This window comes from Alcanivorax sp. P2S70, assembly GCF_000475295.1.
GTDB lineage: Bacteria > Pseudomonadota > Gammaproteobacteria > Pseudomonadales > Alcanivoracaceae > Alcanivorax > Alcanivorax profundi.
This window is the reverse complement of sequence record NZ_AXBZ01000034.1, coordinates 251764-272548: the sequence shown is the minus strand read 5'-3', so window position 1 is coordinate 272548 and position 20785 is coordinate 251764. Positions and strand designations below refer to the sequence as shown.

At 58.1% G+C, this 20785-nt stretch carries 18 protein-coding genes; 15 read left to right on the top strand and 3 right to left on the bottom strand.

Annotation, left to right across the window (positions count from 1 at the left end):
- Nucleotides 1–335 precede the first annotated feature (335 nt).
- Nucleotides 336–1934, top strand: a complete 1599-nt coding sequence (locus Q672_RS28465) for an isocitrate lyase (RefSeq protein ID WP_022985913.1) — start codon at nt 336–338, stop codon at nt 1932–1934.
- A gap of 333 nt (nt 1935–2267) precedes the next feature.
- Here Q672_RS28465 and Q672_RS28460 read toward each other — a convergent pair whose 3' ends face one another.
- The 3 genes from Q672_RS28460 to Q672_RS28450 all read right to left on the bottom strand — a co-directional run bounded on the left by Q672_RS28460 (nt 2268) and on the right by Q672_RS28450 (nt 6993).
- Nucleotides 2268–4082, bottom strand: a complete 1815-nt coding sequence (locus Q672_RS28460; RefSeq protein ID WP_022985912.1) for an acyl-CoA dehydrogenase C-terminal domain-containing protein — start codon at nt 4080–4082, stop codon at nt 2268–2270.
- A 298-nt stretch (nt 4083–4380) separates the two neighbouring features.
- Nucleotides 4381–5190, bottom strand: coding sequence for an SDR family NAD(P)-dependent oxidoreductase (locus tag Q672_RS28455; protein ID WP_022985911.1), 810 nt, complete (start codon nt 5188–5190; stop codon nt 4381–4383).
- A gap of 102 nt (nt 5191–5292) precedes the next feature.
- Complete coding sequence (locus Q672_RS28450; RefSeq protein ID WP_022985910.1) at nt 5293–6993, bottom strand: potassium/proton antiporter; 1701 nt, start codon at nt 6991–6993, stop codon at nt 5293–5295.
- Between the two features lie 372 nt (nt 6994–7365).
- Here Q672_RS28450 and mnmG point away from each other — a divergent pair, with 372 nt between their 5' ends.
- The 14 genes from mnmG (at nt 7366) to glmU (ending at nt 20780) form a co-directional block, all read left to right on the top strand.
- Nucleotides 7366–9261 carry a tRNA uridine-5-carboxymethylaminomethyl(34) synthesis enzyme MnmG gene (gene mnmG / locus Q672_RS28445; RefSeq protein WP_022985909.1) on the top strand — a complete coding sequence of 632 codons (1896 nt, stop codon included), beginning with the start codon at nt 7366–7368 and terminating at the stop codon, nt 9259–9261.
- The gene (gene rsmG, locus Q672_RS28440; RefSeq protein WP_022985908.1) at nt 9258–9884 is read left to right on the top strand and encodes a 16S rRNA (guanine(527)-N(7))-methyltransferase RsmG; all 627 of its coding nucleotides are present in this window, start codon (nt 9258–9260) and stop codon (nt 9882–9884) included. Before mnmG ends, rsmG begins: the two co-directional genes overlap by 4 nt.
- 149 nt (nt 9885–10033) lie before the next feature.
- A complete protein-coding gene (locus Q672_RS28435) occupies nt 10034–10831 on the top strand; it encodes a ParA family protein (RefSeq protein ID WP_022985907.1) in 798 nt (265 codons plus the stop codon).
- Between the two features lie 114 nt (nt 10832–10945).
- Nucleotides 10946–11863, top strand: a complete 918-nt coding sequence (locus tag Q672_RS28430) for a ParB/RepB/Spo0J family partition protein (protein ID WP_022985906.1) — start codon at nt 10946–10948, stop codon at nt 11861–11863.
- Between the two features lie 371 nt (nt 11864–12234).
- Nucleotides 12235–12687 (top strand): ATP synthase subunit I, encoded by a 453-nt coding sequence (locus Q672_RS28425; protein ID WP_022985905.1) that lies wholly within the window; start codon nt 12235–12237, stop codon nt 12685–12687.
- Between the two features lie 16 nt (nt 12688–12703).
- The gene (gene atpB / locus Q672_RS28420) at nt 12704–13612 is read left to right on the top strand and encodes a F0F1 ATP synthase subunit A (protein WP_022985904.1); all 909 of its coding nucleotides are present in this window, start codon (nt 12704–12706) and stop codon (nt 13610–13612) included.
- 56 nt (nt 13613–13668) lie between these two features.
- Nucleotides 13669–13890 (top strand): F0F1 ATP synthase subunit C, encoded by a 222-nt coding sequence (gene atpE / locus Q672_RS28415; RefSeq protein ID WP_007151035.1) that lies wholly within the window; start codon nt 13669–13671, stop codon nt 13888–13890.
- 49 nt (nt 13891–13939) lie between these two features.
- Complete coding sequence (locus Q672_RS28410; protein WP_022985903.1) at nt 13940–14410, top strand: F0F1 ATP synthase subunit B; 471 nt, start codon at nt 13940–13942, stop codon at nt 14408–14410.
- Nucleotides 14411–14425: 15 nt separating this feature from the next.
- Nucleotides 14426–14962 carry a F0F1 ATP synthase subunit delta gene (locus Q672_RS28405; RefSeq protein WP_022985902.1) on the top strand — a complete coding sequence of 179 codons (537 nt, stop codon included), beginning with the start codon at nt 14426–14428 and terminating at the stop codon, nt 14960–14962.
- A 16-nt stretch (nt 14963–14978) separates the two neighbouring features.
- Nucleotides 14979–16523, top strand: a complete 1545-nt coding sequence (gene atpA / locus Q672_RS28400) for a F0F1 ATP synthase subunit alpha (protein ID WP_022985901.1) — start codon at nt 14979–14981, stop codon at nt 16521–16523.
- Between the two features lie 23 nt (nt 16524–16546).
- Nucleotides 16547–17407 carry a F0F1 ATP synthase subunit gamma gene (gene atpG / locus Q672_RS28395; RefSeq protein ID WP_022985900.1) on the top strand — a complete coding sequence of 287 codons (861 nt, stop codon included), beginning with the start codon at nt 16547–16549 and terminating at the stop codon, nt 17405–17407.
- A 42-nt stretch (nt 17408–17449) separates the two neighbouring features.
- Nucleotides 17450–18832 (top strand): F0F1 ATP synthase subunit beta, encoded by a 1383-nt coding sequence (gene atpD / locus Q672_RS28390; protein ID WP_022985899.1) that lies wholly within the window; start codon nt 17450–17452, stop codon nt 18830–18832.
- A 20-nt stretch (nt 18833–18852) separates the two neighbouring features.
- Nucleotides 18853–19275: a F0F1 ATP synthase subunit epsilon gene (locus tag Q672_RS28385; RefSeq protein ID WP_022985898.1), complete on the top strand. Its 423-nt coding sequence runs from the start codon at nt 18853–18855 to the stop codon at nt 19273–19275.
- Nucleotides 19276–19418: 143 nt separating this feature from the next.
- Nucleotides 19419–20780, top strand: coding sequence for a bifunctional UDP-N-acetylglucosamine diphosphorylase/glucosamine-1-phosphate N-acetyltransferase GlmU (gene glmU, locus Q672_RS28380; RefSeq protein ID WP_022985897.1), 1362 nt, complete (start codon nt 19419–19421; stop codon nt 20778–20780).
- The last annotated feature ends 5 nt before the right edge of the window (nt 20781–20785 follow it).

The window sequence follows — 20785 nt, the reverse complement described above, 5'->3', positions numbered from 1 at the left end:
GATGCCGTCCGCATACGCAAGGAATTTGTGGCTTGCGTAGCGACAGGGTTTCACTAACACTCGATGGCTGACTGAGCAGTCATAACAGGGTGAGAGGGAGAGCGTCCTGGGCTTGCGTCATGCGACGGTATTGTGCGCTCGTTATCCTCAGGAAGGGGAGGCGCCAGCCACTGCAAAGCATTCATCCTGTGAATACTGAAAATAGACCGTATTGATTATGTTTATGGGATGGTGAGGTCTAGAATGCGCTGCATCGTAGGCCGGCATGTCCTGACATGAACAGGGTTGCCCCTCCCCGGTATCGATAAATCAATTTCATATATCAGAGGTTCACCATGTCATACACCAAAGATATCGAAGCACTTAGCTCCGTGATTGGTGCCAACAGCACCTGGAAAGATATCAATCCGGAATCTGCTGTTCGCATGCGTCTGCAAAACCGTTTCAACACGCATCTGGATATCGCAAAGTTCAACGCCAAGACCATGCGTGAAGACATGGCCGCCTATGATGCCGACAACAGCCTGTACACCCAGTCTCTGGGTTGCTGGCACGGTTTCATCGGTCAGCAGAAGCTGATCTCCATCAAGAAGCACTTCGGCACCACCAAGCGTCGTTACCTGTACCTGTCCGGCTGGATGGTTGCTGCTCTGCGCTCCCAGTTCGGTCCGCTGCCTGATCAGTCCATGCACGAGAAGACTACCGTTGCTGACCTGATCCGTGAGCTGTACACCTTCCTGAAGCAAGCTGACGCCTGGGAACTGAACCACCTGTACCGCGCTCTGGACGATGCCAAAGAAGCTGGCGACGCTGCCAAGCAAGCTGAAATCATCGACAAGATCGACAACTACGAAACTCACGTTGTTCCGATCATCGCTGACATCGATGCTGGTTTCGGTAACCCGGAAGCCACCTACCTGATGGCCAAGCAAATGATCGAAGCGGGTGCTTGCTGTATCCAGATCGAAAACCAGGTTTCCGACGAGAAGCAGTGTGGCCACCAGGACGGTAAAGTTACCGTTCCTCACGCCGACTTCCTGGCCAAGATCAATGCCGTACGTTACGCGTTCCTCGAGCTGGGCGTTGACGATGGCGTGATCGTTGCCCGTACCGACTCCGAAGGTGCTGGCTTGACCAAGCAGATCGCTGTTTCCACTCAGGAAGGCGACCTGGCTGACCAGTACAACTCCTTCCTGGAAGGCGAAGAAGTCACCGATCCGTCTACCGTTTCTCACGGTGACGTTCTGGTGAAGACTGCTGGCAAGCTGATCAAGCCGACCAAACTGGCTTCTGGTCTGTTCCAGTTCCGTCGCGATTCCAACATCGACCGTGTTGTTCTGGACTGTGTCACCAGCCTGCAGAACGGCGCTGACCTGCTGTGGATCGAAACCCCGACTCCGAACATCGAGCACATCAAAGGCATGGTTGATCGCATCCGCGAACAAGAGCCGTCTGCCAAGCTGGTGTACAACAACAGCCCGTCCTTCAACTGGACTCTGAACTTCCGTCAGCAAGTATTCGATGCGTGGGAGAAAGAAGGTAAAGACGTATCCGGTTACGACCGTACCCGTCTGATGAGCGCTGACTTCGATGACTCCGAGCTGGCTGCTGAAGCTGACAAGTGGTGTCAGAACTTCCAGCGTGACGCTGCTCGTGAAGCCGGTGTATTCCACCACCTGATCACTCTGCCGACCTACCACACCGCTGCTCTGTCCACCGACCAGCTGGTAGAAGGCTACTTCGGCGAAGAAGGCATGCTGGCCTACGCCGCTGGTGTTCAGCGTCAGGAAATCCGTCGCGGTATCGCTACCGTGAAGCACCAGGACATGGCCGGTTCCAACATCGGTGATGACCACAAAGAGTACTTCTCTGGTGAAGCTGCTCTGAAAGCTGGTGGTAAGCACAACACCATGGGTCAGTTCGAGAACAACTAAGTTTCTCGATCTAACCTTCGGTTAGTGTGAAAAACGGCTCCCGCAAGGGGGCCGTTTTTTTTGGGGGATTCATCGTGGCTTGTGGGAATGGGTCCGCTGTAAGGCCCCATCCGCAGGAGCGTTCCTGCCGGAAGACTAAGGCGTATGGGGGCAGGTGGATTTGCCTGGAATTTGCTTTTGGATGACAGAACCGAAACGCTGAATTCCTCAACGCCACCACAGATAGTCTACTTTTCTGGAAAGCCGCGCGCGTCTGCGGCAACAAAAAAAGGGGCGGCCTGATGGCCGCCCCTTTTTGCATCCGACGTCAGTCATCTGACGCCTGACGATCACTTACTCATAATCGAACGAGAAGTGCTCTTCTTTCAACTGCATGGTGCTCTTGGTAGGCTTCAGCGCGGCTTCGGCATGGCCTTTGGCGCTGGGCAGCATACGCTCGAAGTAGAACTCTGCAGTGGCCAGCTTGGCTTTGTAGAATTCCGCCGGCTCGGCACCGCCGTTCTCCAGCTTGTCCTTGGCAACGCCTGCCTGCAGCGCCCAGAAGTACGCCATCATGGCGTAGCCGCTGTACATCAGGAAGTCGTAGCTGGCAGTGGAGACCATGTCGCGGTCCTTGGCTGCCACCAGCATGATGCGGGTGGTCAGGTAGTTCCACTCTGCTGCGATTTTCAGCAGCTTCCAGGCGAACGGACGCAGCTTCGGATCACGCAGGTTCTTGGTTCCGAAATCCACCAGCTTCTTGCTGAAGTCACGAACACATTTGCCTTTGGTGCTCAGCAGAACCTTACGGCCCAGCAGATCCAGTGCTTGGATACCGGTGGTGCCTTCGTACAGGGTAGAGATCCGCGCATCGCGCACGATCTGCTCCATGCCGTGTTCCTTGATGTAGCCGTGGCCACCGAACACCTGCATGCCGTCGTTAGCCACTTCCAGACCCTTCTCGGTCAGGAAGCCCTTCAGGATCGGGGTGAAGAAGCCCAGCTCGCTATCCCAGTGCTCGTACTTCTTCATGTCGTCTTCCAGGATGCCGGAAATCATGTTGTCGGCGTACTGGGCGGCGAAGTAGATCATGGCACGACCGCCTTCGGCGATGGCCTTCTGCTTGAGCAGCATGCGGCGTACATCACCGTGATGGATCAGGCTGTCAGCAATCTCATCGGGCTGTTTCTTGCCAGACAGGGCACGCATGGACTTACGCTCTTTGGCATAAGGCAGGGCGCCCTGATAAGACAGTTCGGCGTGGGCAATGCCCTGCATGGCGGTACCCAGACGGGCAGTGTTCATAAAGGTGAACATGCACTCCAGGCCCTTGTTTTCCGGACCGATCAGGAAGCCGGTCGCGCCGTCAAAGTTCATCACACAGGTAGCGGAAGCCTTGATCCCCATTTTCTTTTCCAGGGAACCGACGCTCACACCGTGGTCTTCGCCAATCTTGCCAGGCAGATACTTCGGCACGATAAACAGGGAGATACCCTTGGTGCCTTTGGGGGCATCAGGCAGACGTGCCAACACGATGTGCACGACGTTCTCGGTCAGGTCATGATCACCGGAAGAAATGAAGATTTTGGTGCCGGTAATCTTGTAGCTGCCATCACCCTGAGGCTCGGCTTTGGTTTTCACCTGACCAAGGTCGGTGCCGCACTGGGGCTCGGTCAGACACATAGTGCCTGCCCAGGTGCCCTCGGTCAGTGGTACCAGGTAAGCCTGCTTTTGCTCTTCGGTACCGTGCAGCTGGATGGTATTCATTGCGCCCAGGGACAGACCCGGGTACATGGAGAACGACCAGTTCGCAGTGGCCATCATTTCCTGTTTGAGCAGGCCCAGAGACATGGGCAGGCCCTGGCCGCCATATTCAACAGGATGGCTCAGACCTTGCCAGCCACCCGCGACAAATTCGCTGTAGGCTTCCTTGAAGCCCTTCGGAGTGGTAACGACGCCATCTTTCAGCTCACAGCCTTCTTCATCGCCGCTCTGATACAGGGGGGCGATGGTGTTTTCACACAGCTTGGCCATTTCTCCGATGATGGCTTCCACCATATCCGGGGTGGCTTCTTCACCATTGGGCAGAGTCTTGTAGTGACTCTCGAAGTCGAACACTTCGTTCATCAAAAAGCGCATGTCGCGCACGGGGGCCTTGTAAGTCGGCATGGAAATTCCCTCGTCAGAATCAGTCAGGCTGTCATAAAGAGCCAAAGGCGGTCTTAAACGGACAGCGGATCACGGAGCGCATTGTTGGGGAAAGCCAACGCAAAGACATTGACTGCCAAGGCGGCAGGGGCGCGGCGTTAGGGTGAATGGGCGTTCACGGGGTGTTGAGCTTCGAGCTGTTAACGGCGAGCGCTGAGGAAAACCACAAACATCGCAACAACGCCGCTGCGCTACGTTCCTGCAGCAGCTCCGCAGAAGGGTTTTCCTCACAGCTCAAAGCGCATAGCTCACAGCTGTCTTACTTCTTTCCCTTCCAGCTATACATGGACGTGGATACCCCGATCCGGTAGGCCACTTCATCCCAGGCCTTGCGCGGCAGTGCCGCCTTGAGCAGCTCGGTGGATTTGGCGATGGCCGGCTCGATGACAAAGCTGTCTTTCTTCTGCATGCCGCGAAGAATGCTTTTGACTACTTTCTCCGGGGTCAGCATGGGGGTGAACATGGGCGTCTTCACCCCGTCGAACATGCCGGTGGAAATGTAGCTGGGGCACACGGTGGTCACATGCACGTGTTTGATCTTGCGCACGTCCAGTTCCAGCCGAATGGATTCAGAAAAACCCACCACGGCCCACTTGCTTGCCGCGTAGGTGCTGCCATAGGGCAGGCCAACAAAGGCAGAAGCGCTGGCGATATTGACCAGGTAACCTTCCTTCGCACTGATCAGGTCATCCAGAAACGCATGGGTGGTGGCCATCAGCCCTTCGCTGTTGATGCGAAAGGTATTGAGGTGCTGCTCCAGATCCACTTGCTCGAACTCGCCGCCAAATACCACGCCTGCGTTATTGATCAGCCCGGTGATGGGGCCCACATCGGCGTGCAGCTTGTCGCGGAATTTGGCGATGCTGGCAAGCTTGCTCACATCCAGCACATAGGGATGGGCCTTGCCGCCGGCGGCCTTGATACGGTCGGCGACCTCGCGGGCGGCACTGATACGGCGAGCGGTGACAATCACCTCGGCGCCCTTGCGCGCAAACTCTTCTGCCATCAGGGCGCCGATACCGGCACCGGCGCCAGTGATCAGAATGCGGTGATTATCAAAACGGGCCATGGGTCATCCTTGTTGGTGTCGACAGTGAATGTGGGGGTCCATGCTCGCATGCCCGCCCCGCCACAGTAAGGATAATAACCGTCAGGGCAGGGATAGGTTGTGCTATCCCGGCAGTTTCAGGCCGGCCAGCACCACCTGCCCATTTTCGACCGAGCGGGCGCGCAGGCGCAGGCCACTGATGCGTACCGTATCGCCGACCACGGCATGCTTGCCGACTTGTTTGGTAAACAGCTCGGCCACGGTGAGCCCCTGCCAAAGGGGCGGGGGAGATTCCACCCCGTAGACGGCCACCAATTGGGCCACCGGGGTTTTGCCGAGCACGGAAAAGTCCCCGTAATAGCGTTTTTCGTCCTGACTCATCTTGTGGCACAGGTCAGACAGCGCCGATTTCTCGGACAGGGGAGCCAGCCAGGAAATCAGGTCGCCGGCTTCAATGACGGGCTCGTCCCGTGGGCTCAGCACCGTGTGATTGCGGTACAGCATCAAGGGCGTGCGCCCGTCATCGGAGAGCTCAGCCAACGGTTTGCCCACCGCACGGGCGCCATCTTCCACCTGGAACTGCAGTAAGTAGCGGTCCCGTGGGGCGGCCAGGGCGACCGTCTGCCGGGGTTCGGTGGAGGGGGGCACCGAGACCTTCAGGCGTCGCGCCATAAAACGCAGGCTCGCGCCCTGGCCAATCAGGGAAATCAGTACCACCACCAGAGTGATATCAAACAACAGGTAGGTCTGTTCCACCCCGGCCAGCAACGGGAACACCGCCAGCACGATGGGCACGGCGCCGCGCAGCCCGGTCCAGGCAATGAACATTTCCTCGCGCCAGGTAAAACGGAACGGCAGCAGGCTGATCCAGACGGCCAGCGGCCGCGCCAGCAGCATCAGGAAGGCCGCCACGGCCAGGGCCCAGGCCAGGTGTTCGGTCAGTCGCGACGGCGTGACCAGCAGACCCAGAATCAAGAACATGCCGGATTGGGCCAGCCAGGCCATGGAGTCCATGGACTTGAGGACGTTGTCGCCGGTCCCGCCGCGGCGATTGCCCGCCACCAGGCCAGTCAGGTAGATCGCCAGAAACCCCGAGCCGCCCACCAGGTTAGTAAGCGCAAACACCATGGCGCCGCCAGAGCACAGCAGCAATGCATGCAGCCCTTCATTGCTGCGCACCCGCAGCAGCAGTTCGCTGATCACCACCCCCAGCACCAGCCCCATCAGTGCGCCGAGGCCGAACTGCTGCACCAGGGTCACCAGCATGCCAATGCCCCACTGGGCATCCGGATTGACCAGTAATCCCACCAGCATCAGGGTGATGAAGATGGCCATCGGGTCGTTGAGTCCGGATTCGATTTCCAGGGTACTGGCGACCCGCTCGTTCAGCGACACACCGGCGCCCTTGATCACGCTGAACACCGCCGCTGCATCGGTAGAACCAATAATGCCCCCCAGCAGCAGGCCCACTCGCCAGTCCACGCCCATCAACCAGGTAGCAAAGGCGCCCACCAGCCCGGCAGAGATGGCCACCCCGAGGGTGGCGAGACTGAGCGCCGGCTTCAGTCCCAGCTTGAAGGTACTGAGCCGGGTGCGCAGGCCGCCATCCAGCAGGATCACGGCCAGGGCAATGTTGCCAATCACATAGGCGGTGGAAAAATCATCGAAATCAATCCCGCCAAGGCCGTCTTCCCCTGCCGCCATGCCGACCAGCAGGAAAATCAACAGCGACGGCACCCCGAAGCGAGCGCTCAGGGACCCAAGCAGCAAGCCGGTGAACATCAGCCCGGTGCCGATCAGCAGGAATAAGTTCAATGAATCCAAGGAGTTTTCCGGTTAAGTGAGATGAACGATCTATAGTAGAATAGCTTACACGCAAGTGGCGCCAGGCTGCATGCTCTGAGTAGGCGCATCGGTGGCGGTGCGATTCCCAGCCAGGATCAAAAACCTTTTCACCACAGCGCGCACTGGGTTCACAGAGAAAACCGTGTTTCCTTAGTGACCGCTGTGCGCTCTGTGGTAATCAATCCGGTTTAATCGCCGTGGGTTATCGCGCCGCGAGCGAGGCTCCTACGGTAGCGTTTGGTGGCATGGTGTGAGACGCGTGACACTTGCGGCGTGGGCCGTTCTTTCTATACTATCGCGCCCCTTTGATCATATTTTGAGCAGCAGGCAAACCTGCAAGGTTGTTGTCAGATGGATTATTCCCAGCGTTTTGGCGTGATTGTGATCGGTGGTGGTCATGCCGGTACCGAAGCCGCCCTGGCGTCTGCGCGAATGGGCGTGTCCACCCTGTTGCTCACCCACAATATCGAAACCCTGGGTCAGATGAGCTGTAACCCGGCCATCGGCGGGATCGGCAAGAGCCATCTGGTGCGTGAGATCGATGCCCTCGGCGGGGCCATGGCCCGCGCCACCGATAAAGGCGGCATCCAGTTCCGCGTGCTCAATGCCCGCAAGGGCCCGGCAGTGCGCGCCACCCGTGCCCAGGCGGACCGCATCCGCTACAAGGCGGCAATCCGCGAGACGCTGGAAAACCAGCCCAACCTGACCATCTTCCAGCAGCCCGTTGACGACCTGATCGTGGACAATGGCCGCTGTGTCGGCGCTGTTACCAACATGGGCCTGCGTTTTCATGCGGATGCGGTAGTGCTGTGTACCGGTACCTTCCTGGGCGGCGTGATCCACATTGGTCTGGATAACCACCAGGGTGGCCGTGCCGGCGACCAGCCCTCCAATGCGCTGGCCCGCCGTCTGCGCGAGCTGCCGTTCCGGGTGGATCGTCTGAAAACCGGGACCCCGCCGCGTATCGATGGAAAGACCGTGGATTTCTCGGTGATGGAAGAGCAGTGGGGCGACACCCCGCTGCCGGTGATGAGCTATCTGGGCAAGGTGGAAGAGCACCCGCGCCAGATCTGCTGCTATATCACCCACACCAATGCGCAGACCCATGACATCATTCGCAGTGGTTTCGACCGCAGCCCCATGTTCACGGGGGTGATCGAAGGCACCGGCCCGCGCTATTGCCCGTCCATTGAAGACAAGGTGAATCGCTACCCGGACAAGGACACTCACCAGATCTTTGTGGAGCCGGAAGGCCTCGACACCCACGAGCTGTATCCCAATGGCATCTCTACCAGCCTGCCGTTCGATGTGCAGCTGCAGGCGGTGCGTTCCATCCGCGGCTTTGAAAATGCCCACATTACTCGCCCTGGCTATGCCATCGAGTATGACTTCTTCAATCCCCAGGATCTCAAGCACAGCCTGGAAACCAAGCATATGCCGGGGCTGTTCTTTGCCGGCCAGATCAATGGCACCACCGGCTACGAAGAAGCCGGGGCCCAGGGGTTGCTGGCGGGCCTGAATGCCGCCCGCCTGAGCCTGGAGCAGGATGCCTGGACCCCGCGCCGTGATGAGGCCTACATCGGCGTGCTGGTGGACGACCTGATTACCATGGGTACCCAGGAGCCTTACCGCATGTTCACCAGCCGAGCCGAATATCGGCTGTTGCTGCGTGAAGACAATGCCGACCTGCGGCTCACCGAAAAGGGCCGCGAGCTGGGGCTGGTGGACGACGAACGCTGGGCGGCCTTCAATGCCAAGCGCGAGGGCATGGAGAAGGAAGAGCAGCGCCTGAAAAATACCTGGGTGCGACCGCAGACACCGCAGGCCGAAGCGGTGAACCAGCTGATCGAGAACCCGCTGACCCGCGAATACAGCCTGTTGGACCTGCTCAAGCGTCCGGAGCTGGATTACGCCAGCCTGGCCAATGCTGTGGCGCTGGAAGATCGCCCGTCCGCCGAAGTGGTCGAGCAGATGGAAATTCTCGCCAAGTACGCCGGCTACATTGACCGTCAGACCGACGAGATCGAAAAGCTGCGGGCGGCGGAAACCACGGCTCTGCCGGCGGATTTCGACTACGAGCAGGTGAAAGGCCTGTCCAACGAGGTGAAGCAGAAGCTCGGCACCGTGCGCCCGGACACCCTGGGCCAGGCGGGCCGGATTCCCGGGGTGACCCCGGCGGCCATTTCCCTGCTGATGATTTACCTGAAGAAACACCACCACCAGAACAAGGCCGCCCAACACGCATGAGCCTGCCCGCACAACTGGCTGACACTCTGGCCCGGGGGATCGACACCCTCGGCCTGCCCCTCAGCGACGACCAGCAACGCCAGCTGATCCACTACGTGGAACTGCTGGTCAAATGGAACCAGGCCTACAACCTCACCGCCATCCGCGACCCGCAGGAAATGGTGACCCGCCACCTGCTCGACTCGCTGGCGGTGCTGCCGTTCGTGGGCGAGGGCGATACTCTGGATGTGGGAACCGGTGCCGGCATTCCCGGCATTATCCTCGCGGTATCCCGCCCGCAGCAGTCGTTCACCCTGCTGGATTCCAATGGCAAGAAAACCCGCTTTGTGCGCCAGGCCCGCCGGGAACTGGGGCTGGATAACGTGGAGGTTGTACACGGTCGCGTGGAACAGTACCGTAAAGCGCCATCACAGATAATTTGTCGGGCCTTTGCCTCCTTGTCGGACATGCTGGCGCTCATGACGTCCATAATGACCGACAATACCCGGCTACTGGCCATGAAAGCGGCCAGCACGGAAGACGAACTGGCGACCCTGCCGGCACAATGGCAAGGGCATCACCACACCCTGACCGTGCCGGGTCTGGACGAACCCCGCACCCTGGTGGTGGTAAGCAAGGCCTGATGCCCGTGCCCGGCATTGCCGAATGGAGTGTGGGAGCTTGCCTGCAAGCGATTTTCGTTGCGACAGCGCAAATCGCCAGCAGGCTGGCTTCCACAGCGGTCTGATCCGCCCGCATGGCGGAGCCGCAATGTCTCAATAAGGAGAACAGCGTGACCACCGTATTTGCCGTAGCCAATCAGAAAGGCGGCGTGGGGAAAACCACCAGCAGTGTGAACCTGGCGGCGTCACTGGCGGCCACCCGCAAGAAGGTGTTGCTGGTAGACATTGATCCCCAGGGGAACGCAACCACCGGTTCCGGTGTGGACAAGTTCGACACCGACTACACCATCTACGACGTACTGTGTGACGAAGTGCCCACCGAAAAGGCCATCGTCAACACCCCGGAAGACAGCGGCTTCGACCTGATCACCGCCAACGGCGACCTGACGGCGGCGGAAGTCCAGCTGCTGGACATGAAATCCCGTGAGTTCCGCCTGCGCAACGCGCTGGCCCGCATCCGTGACAATTACGACTATATCCTCATCGACTGCCCGCCGAGCCTCAATATGCTCACGGTGAATGCCCTGACCGCGGCAGACTCGGTGATCGTGCCGATCCAGTGCGAATACTACGCCCTGGAAGGTCTCACGGCCCTGATGAACACCATCGAAAAAATCCGCACCGTGCTGAACCCCAAGCTTCACATCGGCGGCCTGTTGCGCACCATGTACGATCCGCGCAACAGCCTTTCCAACGATGTCTCCAACCAGCTGATCAGCCACTTTGGTGACAAGGTGTACCGCACCATCATTCCGCGCAACGTGCGGCTGGCGGAGGCTCCCAGCCACGGCGCCCCGGTGATTACCTATGATCCCAAGTCCCGTGGTGCGGTAAGCTACCTGGCACTGGCCGGCGAAATCCTGCGCCGCGAACAGGCCCTCAAGACTCAACCTGCCGCGGCATCGTAATTGCACGGCAGATGACACGCATTACCTGTGGGAGCGGTCGTTCGACCGCGATTTTCACACTGGAACGGGGATCGCGGTGGAACCACCGCTCCCACAGAAGAACAAGGAACCACCATGGCGGCAAAGCGTAAACGCGGTCTCAGCAAGGGCCTGGATGCCCTGCTCAGCAGTAATGAGTCCTACCAGCAACGGCAGCAGGACGAAGTGAGTGTGGAGGCTGGTGAGCAACCGGATCCGGTGACCCAGCCACCCCGCGACGGTGAATTGCGCCACCTGCCGGTGGAATACATGGAGCGTGGCCGCTACCAGCCGCGCCGTGACATGTCTCCGGATGCCCTCGAAGAGCTGGCCGAATCCATTCGTGCCCAGGGGGTCATGCAGCCCATCGTGGTGCGCCCGCTCGGCGAAAAGCGCTACGAGATCATCGCCGGTGAACGCCGCTGGCGTGCCGCCCAGATGGCCGAGCTGGACACCATCCCGGCGGTAGTGCGCGAAGTCCCGGACGAAGCGGCCATCGCCATGGCGCTGATCGAGAACATCCAGCGGGAAAACCTCAATCCCATGGAAGAAGCCATTGCCCTGGGGCGCCTGAAAGAAGAATTCGGCCTGACCCATCAGCAAGTGGCTGACGCCGTAGGTAAATCCCGCGCCATGGTCACCAACCTGCTGCGCCTGATGAGCCTGGAGCCTGACGTCAAAAAGCTGCTGGAACACGGCGACCTGGAAATGGGCCATGCCCGTGCCCTGCTGGCGCTGGACGGCAACAAGCAGATCGATGCGGCCCGCACCGTGGTGGCCAAGGGGCTGTCCGTCCGCCAGACCGAAGAGCTGGTGCGTGACTACGAAAAGGCCAAACCCGCCAAACCGGCCGCCCCCAAGGAAGACCCCAACGTGAAAGCGCTGGTCAACGACCTGTCCGATCGCCTCGGGGCGCCGGTACAGATCCAGTCTGGCCAGGGGGGCAAGGGCAAGCTGGTGATCAGCTACAACAACCTGGACGAGCTTGACGGCATCCTCGCCCATATCAAGTAACCCACCTTCTCAGCCAGCCGAATTGCAACAAGGCGTGTCCGGCGTGGGTGCGGTTGCCGCTCCTGAAGGTGGCAAATGCGGCGGTCCTCCGTGGCCGCCACTTGTTGCCTGAACGTGCCGCAAGCCTTCAATGGGCCGCTGTCCTCGCCCCGCCTTTACGAGTAAACGAAAATTTCAAATTTGTCTCTTTGTGGATTTGAACTTAGTTCAGGCGAAACCCGCAGCGATCCTGCTGCGAAAACGGCTCGACCATGGTCGAACATTGACCAACAATCCACGCTCTACGGTTGCCACTTGCGTGCCAACTCCATATACTTCGCCGCGCTAACGATCAGGGGTGCCCAAGACCTTGCGCCTGGTGCGGCATCAACATGCATCAGCCCAGAGGCTTCACGGTGACCACCAGCAACGAATTCCAGGCCCACAGAACATTGTTCTGGGGGTTAATGCGCGCTCAACTAGCCGCCATTGTGGTGTTCGCCCTGCTGGTAACGGTAACGGCCGGAACACTGGCCGGCCTGGTAGCGGCCTGGGGAGGCACTATCAGCCTGATCGCATATGCCTGGGGCGGCTATCAGATATGGCTGCATCCCGGCAATCATGCGCCCAAGCGCATGGCCACCGCAGCAGTACGGGCGGAAATGGGCAAGATCGCAATCATGTTGTTGCTGTTCTGGCTCACTTTTTCCAAGGTCCCCGAAACGCGGGAAATGAAAATTGCAATGGTTCTGCTGCTAGGCTTCCTGATCGCCCAGGTCGTGGGCTGGATTCAGGTAGCGCGTCTCGACGGACGCACAGCAGGGCAAGACGGGCAAAACGACTGAGACTGTAGGTATCAATATGGCTGGTAGCTCTCCGGGCGAGTACATCAAGCACCATTTGGGTAATCTGACCTATGGCGAACTGCCCGCAGGCTATGTCCGTGAATGTCACGGTCATGCCGAGACGCTGAGCGAAACCACCTGGACTTTTGCCTGTAACGGTACCGAAGCCAAAGACATGGGCTTCATGGCATTCCACGTTGATTCCCTCGCCTGGTCCGGCGGTCTCGGCATCATCATGTGCCTGTTGTTCTGGCTGGGTGCCCGCAAGGCAACCGCCGGCGTCCCTACCGGTTTCATGAACTTCATCGAAACCATCATTGAATTTATCGACACCCAGGTTCGCGATTCTTTCCACGGCAAGAGCAAACTGGTGGCGCCGCTGTCACTGGTGATCTTCTGCTGGGTATTCCTGATGAACCTGATGGATCTGATCCCTGTGGACTTCATCCCGCAGACCTTTACCTGGATCATGACCACCTTCTTCGGCTGGACCGCACACGAAGCCTACTTCAAGATCGTGCCCAGCACTGACCCCAACATCACGTTGTCCATGTCCTTCTCTGTCATGCTGCTGGTGATCTTCTTCACCATCAAGGCGAAAGGTGTGGGTGGCTTTATCGGTACCTTGGCCCTGCACCCCTTTGAGGCCAGCAACCCGGTAGTGAAATGTCTGTTGATCCCGGTGAACCTGCTGCTGGAGACCATTGGTCTGCTGGCCAAGCCGGTATCCCTGGGTCTGCGACTGTTCGGCAACATGTATGCCGGCGAGTTCGTGTTTATTCTGCTGGCCGCCATGATGGGCACCTGGCAGTTTATCGGTGCCTGGCCGTGGGCGGTATTCCACATTCTGGTTATCACCCTGCAGGCATTTATCTTCATGGTACTCACTATCGTGTACCTGAGCATGGCGGTCGAAGACCACTAAGATTTTTTAAACCGGTTTTTAATTAAACCAACCAAGCACTTAACGGGAGTGTAAAGATGGAAGGCATTCAATTTCTTGCTGCTGCTATCGTAGCTGGCCTGGCGGCCATCGGCGCAGGTCTGGGCTTCGGCATGATGGGTGGCCGTTTTCTGGAATCTGTAGCTCGTCAGCCTGAACTGGCTCCGATGCTGCAAACCCGCATGTTCATCATCGCTGGTCTGCTGGATGCTGTGCCGATTATCTGTATCGCTATCGCGTTCCTGCTGATCTTCCAGTAATCGATCGCGTTTGATCCGGTAAATTACCTAACGCGATTGAGGTGATGGCATGAACATCAACATGACGATCATCGGCCAGGCTATCTGGTTCGCTCTGTTCGTATTCTTCTGCATGAAGTTCGTCTGGCCGCCCATTTCCCGGGCTCTGGAAGAGCGCAAGCAGAAAATTGCCGAGGGCCTGAGCGCCGCAGATCGTGCTGAGCGCGATCTGGAACTGGCCCAGGAAAAGGCGACCGCCAATCTCAAAGAAGCAAAAGAGAAGGCGGCCGAAATCATTGATCAGGCCAATCGCCGGGCTAATCAGATTGTGGATGAGGCTAAAGAAGCCGCGCGCACCGAAGGTGAGCGTCTGGTAGCCAAAGCCCAGTCTGAGATTGACCAAGAAGTTAATCAGGCTCGCGAGCAGCTGCGTAAAGAAGTGGCAGCCCTGGCGTTGTCTGGTGCCGAGAAGGTACTGGGCGGCGAAGTAAACCAGGACGCGCACAAGCAGATGCTTGAGCAGCTGGCGGCTGAACTCTGAGACTACGGGTAACCCATGGCTGAACTGACCACCATCGCACGCCCCTACGCCAAGGCCGCCTTTGTTTTTGCAAAGGAACAAGGCGCCCTGGACAAGTGGGAAAAGATGCTGGGCCTGGCAGCAGCAGTGGCAGGTGATGCCAGCATGCGTGCCTACCTTGACCAGCCGGAACTGGATGACGCCGCCAAGGTTTCTGCCTTTGCAGAAGTCTGTGGCGACGAACTGGACGAAAGCGGGCGCAATTTCATTGCGCAGCTGGCGCACAACAAGCGTCTGCCGCTGTTGCCGGTCATCCTGGAACTGTTCCACGCGCTTCTGGCAGCGGAACAGCAGTTCACCGACGTGGAGCTGGTCTCCGCGTTCGAGATGGACGACGCTGTTGCCGAAAAGCTGGTAGCCGCTTTGAAAAAACGCCTTGGCACCGACGTGAATGTCACCACGTCTGTGGACCAGTCACTGATTGGAGGCGTGCTGGTGCGAGCCGGCGATACCGTAATTGATGGCAGTGTGCGTGGCCGACTTAACCGTCTGGCAGAGCAACTGAACTCTTGAGTTTGAGGGATTAGAGATGCAGCAACTCAACCCGTCCGAAATCAGCGAGATTATCAAGTCGCGCATCGCGAAACTTGATACCTCCACCGAAGCACGTAACGAAGGTACGGTGGTTTCCGTATCCGATGGTATCGTGCGTATTCACGGTCTTGCCGATGTCATGTTCGGTGAGATGATCGAGTTTGAGGGCGGCATCTATGGCATGGCCCTTAACCTCGAGCAGGATTCCGTTGGCGCCGTGGTACTGGGCGACTACCTGAGCCTGGCCGAAGGTCAGAAGGTACGTTGTACTGGCCGCATCCTGGAAGTTCCGGTTGGTCCGGAGCTGCTGGGTCGCGTTGTTGACGCCCTGGGTAACCCGATCGATGGCAAAGGCCCGATCAACGCTTCCGCTTCTGACGCGGTAGAAAAGGTTGCTCCTGGCGTTATCTGGCGTAAGGAAGTTAACGAGCCGGTTCAGACTGGCTACAAGGCGATCGACTCCATGGTGCCGATCGGTCGTGGTCAGCGTGAGCTGATCATTGGCGACCGTCAGATCGGTAAGACCGCGGTAGCCGTCGACTCCATCATTGCCCAGAAGGGCACTGGCGTTAAGTGTATCTACGTTGCGGTTGGCCAGAAGCAGTCCACCATCGCCAACGTGGTACGCAAGCTGGAAGAGCACGGTGCAATGGATCACACCATCATCGTTGCCGCTTCCGCTTCCGATCCGGCTTCCATGCAGTTCCTGGCACCGTTTGCCGGTTGCGCCATGGGCGAATACTTCCGCGACCGCGGTGAAGATGCCCTGATCGTATACGATGACCTGACCAAGCAAGCCTGGGCGTATCGTCAGATCTCCCTGCTGCTGCGTCGTCCGCCGGGCCGTGAAGCTTATCCTGGTGACGTGTTCTACCTGCACTCCCGTCTGCTGGAGCGCGCCGCCAAGGTCAGCGAAGAATACGTAGAGAAGTTCACCAACGGTGAAGTGAAAGGCAAAACCGGTTCTCTGACCGCCCTGCCGATCATCGAAACCCAGGGTGGTGACGTATCTGCATTCGTACCGACCAACGTGATCTCCATCACCGATGGTCAGATCTTCCTGGAAACCGACCTGTTCAACTCCGGCGTACGTCCGGCCATGAACGCCGGTGTGTCTGTATCCCGTGTAGGTGGTGCAGCCCAGACCAAGATCGTCAAGAAGCTCGGCGGTGGTATCCGTCTGGCACTGGCTCAGTACCGTGAACTGGCGGCCTTCGCCCAGTTCGCTTCCGACCTGGATGATTCCACTCGTGAGCAGCTGGAACATGGTCAGGCCGTTACCGAGCTGATGAAGCAGAAGCAGTACAGCCCGCTGAGCGTTGCTGAGATGGGTGTTGTTCTGTACGCCGCTAACGAAGGTTACCTGAAAGGTATCGAAATCGAGAAAATCGGTTCCTTCGAAACGGCCATGCTGGACTACATGAACAGCGAAAAGAAAGCGTTGATGGACAAGATCAACGAGAAGGGTGACTACAACGGCGACATCGAGGGTGAGATCAAGGAATCTCTCGATCAGTTCAAAGCCACCCAGACCTGGTAATTCGCTGATAAAAGGTACTTCCTATGGCCAGCGGTAAAGAGATCAAAGGCAAGATTGCCAGCGTCCAGAGCACGAAGAAGATTACCCGTGCAATGGAAATGGTGGCAGCTTCCAAGATGCGTAAGGCACAAGAGCGTATGGCGGCTTCCAAGCCCTACGCCAGCCGCATGCGTCAGGTGGTTGCCCATCTGGCCAATGCCGATCTGGAATACCGGCACAGCTACCTGCAAGAGCGGGAAGTCAAAAACGTTGGCTACATCGTAGTGACCTCCGACCGGGGTCTCTGCGGTGGCCTCAACGTGAACCTGCTCAAGAATGTCGTCAAAAGCGCGCAAGAGTGGAAAGAAAAAGGCGCCAAGGCCCAGTACTGCGTAGTGGGTACCAAAGGTGTGTCTTTCTTCAAAAGCGTAGGCGGCAATGTGGAAGCGACCGTGAACGGTCTGGGTGATACTCCTCACCTGAACGATCTGATCGGTTCCATCAAGGTAATGCTGGATGCCTATGACAATGGTGCCATCGACCGTCTGTACATCGTGTACAACGAATTCGTGAACACCATGACCCAGGCGCCGACCAACATTCAGCTTCTGCCGCTTGAAGCGGGCGAAGAAGAAGAGTTGAAGCGTCACTGGGACTACATTTACGAGCCTGCCCCGAAAGAGCTGCTCGACGAACTGCTGGTGCGGTTCATCGAATCACAGGTCTATCAGGGTGTGGTTGAAAACAATGCCTGTGAGCAGGCAGCGCGTATGATCGCGATGAAAGCGGCCAGCGATAATGCCGGTGACATCATTCGTGATCTGCAGTTGGTGTACAACAAGGCACGCCAGGCTGCAATTACGCAGGAAATCTCCGAAATCGTTGGTGGTGCTGCTGCGGTCTAAACTGATAGACCCGGCAAAAACGCAAGTTAAGAGGATGCAAGCATGAGTAGCGGTCGTATTGTTCAGATCATCGGTGCTGTGATCGACGTGGAATTCCCGCGCGAAAACGTACCGAAGGTATATGACGCCCTCACCGTGGACGGTACTGAAACCACGCTGGAAGTTCAGCAGCAGCTGGGCGACGGCGTAGTCCGTACCATCGCCATGGGCTCCACCGAAGGTCTGAAGCGTGGTATCACCGTGACCGACACTGGTGAGCCGATTCAGGTACCGGTAGGCACCAAGACCCTGGGCCGTATCATGGACGTGCTGGGTCGCCCGATCGACGAAGCCGGTCCTATCGGTGAAGAAGAGCGCATGTCTATTCACCGTGCGGCTCCTACTTACGCTGAGCAGGCAGCTACCAACGAACTGCTGGAAACCGGCATCAAGGTAATCGACCTGGTTTGCCCCTTCGCGAAAGGCGGTAAGGTTGGTCTGTTCGGTGGTGCGGGTGTAGGTAAAACCGTAAACATGATGGAGCTGATCCGGAACATCGCGATCGAGCACTCCGGTTTCTCCGTGTTTGCGGGTGTGGGTGAGCGTACTCGTGAGGGTAACGACTTCTACCACGAAATGAAGGACTCCAACGTACTGGATAAAGTATCGCTGGTTTACGGTCAGATGAACGAGCCGCCGGGTAACCGTCTGCGTGTAGCGCTGACTGGTCTGACCATGGCCGAGAAGTTCCGTGACGAAGGTCGTGACGTACTGTTCTTCGTCGATAACATCTACCGTTACACCCTGGCCGGTACCGAAGTATCCGCTCTGCTGGGTCGTATGCCTTCTGCGGTAGGTTACCAGCCGACTCTGGCGGAAGAGATGGGCGTTCTGCAGGAACGTATTACCTCCACCAAGGTAGGTTCCATCACCTCCGTACAGGCCGTATACGTACCGGCGGATGACTTGACTGACCCGTCTCCGGCGACCACCTTTGCTCACCTGGATTCCACTGTATCCCTGAGCCGTGACATCGCGTCCAAAGGTATCTACCCGGCGATCGACCCGCTGGATTCCACCTCTCGTCAGCTGGATCCGCTGGTTATCGGTCAGGAACACTACGACATCGCTCGTGGCGTTCAGATGGTGCTGCAGCGCTTTAAAGAGCTGAAGGACATCATCGCGATTCTGGGTATGGACGAGCTGTCTGAAGAAGACAAGCAGGTGGTATCCCGCGCCCGTAAGATCGAGCGTTTCCTGTCCCAGCCGTTCTTCGTGGCGGAAGTATTTACCGGTTCTCCCGGCAAGTACGTTTCCCTGAAAGACACCCTGGCAGGTTTCAAGGGTATCCTGAACGGTGACTACGACCACATTCCGGAGCAGGACTTCTACATGAAGGGTTCTATCGACGAAGTGGTAGAAGCCTACAACAAGCGTAGCAAGTAACCTTCACCGGGAGACAACAAATGGCGATGACCGTGCATTGCGACATTGTTAGTGCAGAACGCCAGCTGTTCTCCGGCCTGGTAGAAATCGTGGTAGCTTCCGGTGTGGAAGGCGACCTCGGTATCATGCCAGGCCATGCCCCGCTGCTGACCCGGCTCAAGCCGGGCCCGGTACGGGTGAAGAAGCAGAATGGTGAAGAAGAAGTGTTCTACGTATCTGGCGGCTTCCTGGAAGTGCAGCCGAAGCTGGTCACCGTACTGGCTGATACGGCAGAACGTGCCGACAACATGGACGAAGCTGCCGCCGAGCAGGCAAAACAGCGCGCCAAAGAAGCGCTGGAAGGGAAGAACTCCGAAATGGATTACTCCCGTGCTGCCGCGACGCTGGCCGAGGCTGTTGCCCAGTTGCGTGCAATTCAACAGTTGAAGAAAAAGGGCCGGTAACGGTACTTTTTGCAAATCTTCAACACAGAAAGGGTAGCCGGGTGCTACCCTTTTTTGTTTCTGTCATAAAGATGACGTACAACAGCAAGCCAAACGGGCCGGGAAGGTCTGGAACACCTCAGTAAAGCAATAAGGACAGGCTAATGAGTCTAGCGGTAGTCATTCTCGCGGCAGGCAAGGGCACACGCATGAAGAGCGCCCTGCCCAAGGTTCTCCATGAAGTGGCAGGCAAAGCGATGGTTCAGCACGTCGTCGATGCAGCCGCCAGCCTGGAGGTGACCAATACGGTCGTGGTTTATGGACATGGTGGTGACCAGGTACAGCAGACCGTGCAAGGCCATAACCTGCAGTGGGCGGAACAGGCAGAACAACTCGGAACGGGCCATGCTGTCGCCCAGGCGATGCCCTTGGTCAGCGAGGATATCGTTCTGGTGCTCTACGGCGACGTACCGCTCATCCGTCCAGAAACCCTCAAGGAATTTGTCGCCTGTGTGGATGACAACACGCTGGCACTGATGACCCTTACCCTGGATGACCCCAGCGGCTATGGCCGTATCGTCCGTGATGGCCAGAATAACGTCCAGCGCATCGTCGAACAGAAAGATGCCTCCGATGCCGAATTGGGTATCCAGGAGATCAACACCGGTATCCTTGCCTGTACCCGCAGTTTTCTGGCGGATTGCCTGCCGAAGCTGTCCAGCAACAATGCCCAGGGTGAATATTACCTGACGGACGTCATCGCCATGGCGGTGCAGTCTGGCCTGAATGTGGAAACCCTGCAGCCTGGGTCCGCCTGGGAGGTCGATGGGGTCAACGACCGTGTCCAGCTGGCCCGTCTCGAGCGTATTTTTCAGCGGGCCCAGGCCGAATCGCTGATGCGTGATGGGGTCACCCTCCGTGATCCCGCCAGGCTGGATATCCGTGGCAGCGTACAAATCGCCAGTGACGTCATTATCGATGTGAACGTGATACTGGAAGGCGATGTCACCATCGAAGAGGGCGTCACCATTGGCCCGAACTGCATCATTCGCGACGCCAATATTGGTGCTGGCACGGCCATCGAAGCCAACAGCCTGATTGATGGTGCGGTAGTGGGCGACCATTGCACGGTGGGGCCCTACGCACGCCTGCGCCCCGGCACCGAACTGGCGGACAAAGCCAGGATCGGCAACTTTGTAGAGACCAAGAAGTCCTATGTGGGCGAAGGCTCCAAAGTGAATCACCTGACCTACATCGGCGACAGCCAAATCGGCAAGGGCGTGAATGTTGGAGCCGGCACCATTACCTGCAATTATGATGGTGTGAACAAATTCCAGACCGTGATGAAAGATGGTGCCTTCATCGGCTCCAACTCGTCACTGGTGGCCCCGGTGACCATCGGCGAAAACGCAACCGTTGGGGCGGGCAGTACCGTCACCAAGGACGTGGACGACAACGGCCTTGCCGTGGCCCGTGGTCAGCAACGGAATGTGGCCAACTGGAAGCGTCCCACGAAGAAAAGTTGACAGTT